At 71.2% G+C, this 2,611-nt stretch carries 2 protein-coding genes; both read left to right on the top strand.

The features are described from left to right. Positions 1 to 2,200, top strand: a 2,200-nt coding sequence (locus CCN35_RS26890) for an FdhF/YdeP family oxidoreductase (RefSeq protein ID WP_107501109.1), incomplete at its 5' end; no start/stop codon positions are given. 61 nt (positions 2,201 to 2,261) lie between these two features. Next, on the top strand, positions 2,262 to 2,611 hold a 350-nt coding region (locus CCN35_RS26885), incomplete at its 3' end, for a hotdog fold thioesterase (RefSeq protein WP_086794642.1).

The following is a 2,611-nucleotide window of genomic DNA, read 5'->3' as shown; positions in this document are numbered from 1 at the left end:
GTACGCCCATCTGACGCTGCGCCACCCGCAGCGTCAGATGGGCGTACGGCGGACCGCGTTGACCCTGCTGCGGGTCAATCAGGAGGACGGGTTCGACTGCCCGGGATGCGCATGGCCGGAGCCGGAGCGGCGGCACACGGCGGAGTTCTGCGAGAACGGGGCCAAGGCGATCGCCGAGGAGGCCACCCTGCGCCGGGTCACCCCGGAGTTCTTCGCCGCGCACCCCGTGTCCGAGCTGGCGGAAAAGAGCGGGTACTGGCTGGGGCAGCAGGGGCGGCTCACCCACCCGATGTACCTGCCCGAGGGCGCCGATCACTACGAGCCGGTCGGCTGGGAGCGGGCCTTCGACATCATCGCCGAGGAGATCTCCGCCCTCGACTCCCCCGACGAGGCCGTCTTCTACACCTCCGGCCGCACCAGCAACGAGGCCGCGTTCCTCTACCAGCTCTTCGCCCGCGAGCTGGGCACCAACAACCTGCCCGACTGCTCCAACCTGTGTCACGAGTCCTCCGGCCGGGCCCTGACGGAGACGATCGGCGTCGGCAAGGGCAGCGTGCTGCTGGAGGACCTGTACCAGGCCGACCTGATCATCGTGGCCGGGCAGAACCCGGGGACCAACCATCCGCGGATGCTCTCCGCCCTGGAGAGGGCCAAGGCCGCCGGCGCGAGGATCATCAGCGTCAATCCGCTGCCCGAGGCCGGTCTGGAACGCTTCAAGAACCCGCAGACCCCGCAGGGCCTCCTCAGGGGCTCCCCGCTCACCGATCTGTTCCTGCAGATCCGCATCGGCGGCGACCAGGCCCTCTTCCGGCTCCTCAACAAGCTGATCATCGAGACCGAGGGCGCGGTGGACGAGGAGTTCGTCCGGCAGCACACCCACGGGTACGAGGAGTTCGCCGCGGCCGCCCGCGCCGCCGACTGGGACCGGACGCTCGCCGCGACCGGTCTGCCCCGCGAACGGATCGAGGAGGCGCTGCGCATGGTGCTCGCCTCCCGGCGCATCATCGTGTGCTGGGCGATGGGCCTGACCCAGCACAAGCACTCCGTGCCGACCATCCGGGAGATCGTCAACTTCCTGCTGCTGCGCGGCAACATCGGCCGCCCGGGGGCGGGCGTGTGCCCGGTGCGCGGCCACTCCAATGTGCAGGGCGACCGCACCATGGGCATCGTCGAGCGGCCCTCCCCCGCCTTTCTGGACGCCCTGGAGAAGGAGTTCGGCTTCACCCCGCCGCGCAGGCCCGGCTACGACGTCGTACGGGCCATCCGCGCCCTGCGCGACGGCGAGGCCAAGGTGTTCTTCGCCATGGGCGGCAACTTCGTGGCCGCCTCCCCCGACACCGAGGTCACCGAGGCGGCCATGCGCCGCGCCCGGCTGACCGTGCATGTGTCGACCAAGCTCAACCGTTCGCACGTCGTCACGGGCGCGCGTGCCCTGATCCTGCCGACACTGGGCCGCACCGAGCGCGATGTGCAGGCCGGCGGTGAGCAGTTCGTCACCGTCGAGGACTCCATGGGCATGGTGCACGCCTCCCGCGGGCGGCTCGAACCCGCGAGCCCCCATCTGCTGTCGGAGCCGGCCATCGTGTGCCGGCTGGCCCGCCGGGTGCTGGGCGGGAGGAGCGTGGTGCCGTGGGAGGAGTTCGAGAGGGACTACGCCGCGATCCGCGACCGCATCGCCCGTGTGATCCCCGGCTTCGAGGACTTCAACGCGCGCGTGGCCCACCCCGGGAAGGGCTTCGCGCTGCCGCACGCCCCGCGCGACGAGCGCCGCTTCCCCACGGCCACCGGCAAGGCCCACTTCACCGCCGCGCCCGTGGAGCACCCCGAGGTGCCCGAGGGGCGGCTGCTGCTGCAGACCCTGCGCTCGCACGACCAGTACAACACCACCGTCTACGGCCTGGACGACCGCTACCGCGGGATCCGGAACGGCCGGCGGGTGGTGCTGGTCAACCCCGAGGACGCGCGGGCGCTGGGCGTGGCCGACGGGTCGTACGTGGACCTGGTCGGCGAGTGGAAGGACGGCGTGGAGCGACGGGCGCCCGGCTTCCGGGTCGTGCACTATCCGACCGCGCGCGGGTGCGCGGCCGCGTACTACCCGGAGACCAACGTCCTGGTGCCGCTGGACGCCACCGCAGACGTCAGCAACACCCCGGCCAGCAAGTCCGTCGTGGTGCGTCTGGAACAATCGGCAGCCGACTGAGCGTTCGCTCAGTCATGAGCCGATCAGCGACGCCGATCAACGACGAACGGAGCCGTACGCCATGGGTGAGCAGCACCAGGTGAAGTTTCCCCAGGAAGTCCTCGACGAGTACGCCGCCCTCGGCATAGACCTGCCCACCCTGTTCTCCGCCGGACACCTCGGCACCCGCATGGGCGTGCAGATCCTGGAGGCGTCCGCCGACCGCGTCGTCGGCACCATGCCGGTGGAGGGCAACACCCAGCCCTACGGGCTGCTGCACGGCGGCGCCTCCGCCGTCCTCGCCGAGACCCTGGGCTCCGTCGGCGCCATGCTGCACGGCGGCAGTTCCAAGATCGCCGTCGGTGTCGACCTGAACTGCACCCACCACCGCGGGGTCCGCTCGGGTCTGGTCACCGGCGTGGCCACGCCGGT

Source organism: Streptomyces thermovulgaris, assembly GCF_002155915.1.
GTDB lineage: Bacteria > Actinomycetota > Actinomycetes > Streptomycetales > Streptomycetaceae > Streptomyces > Streptomyces thermovulgaris.
Note: the sequence above shows the minus strand (reverse complement) of the source record. Positions and strands in the feature narration are given on the sequence as shown.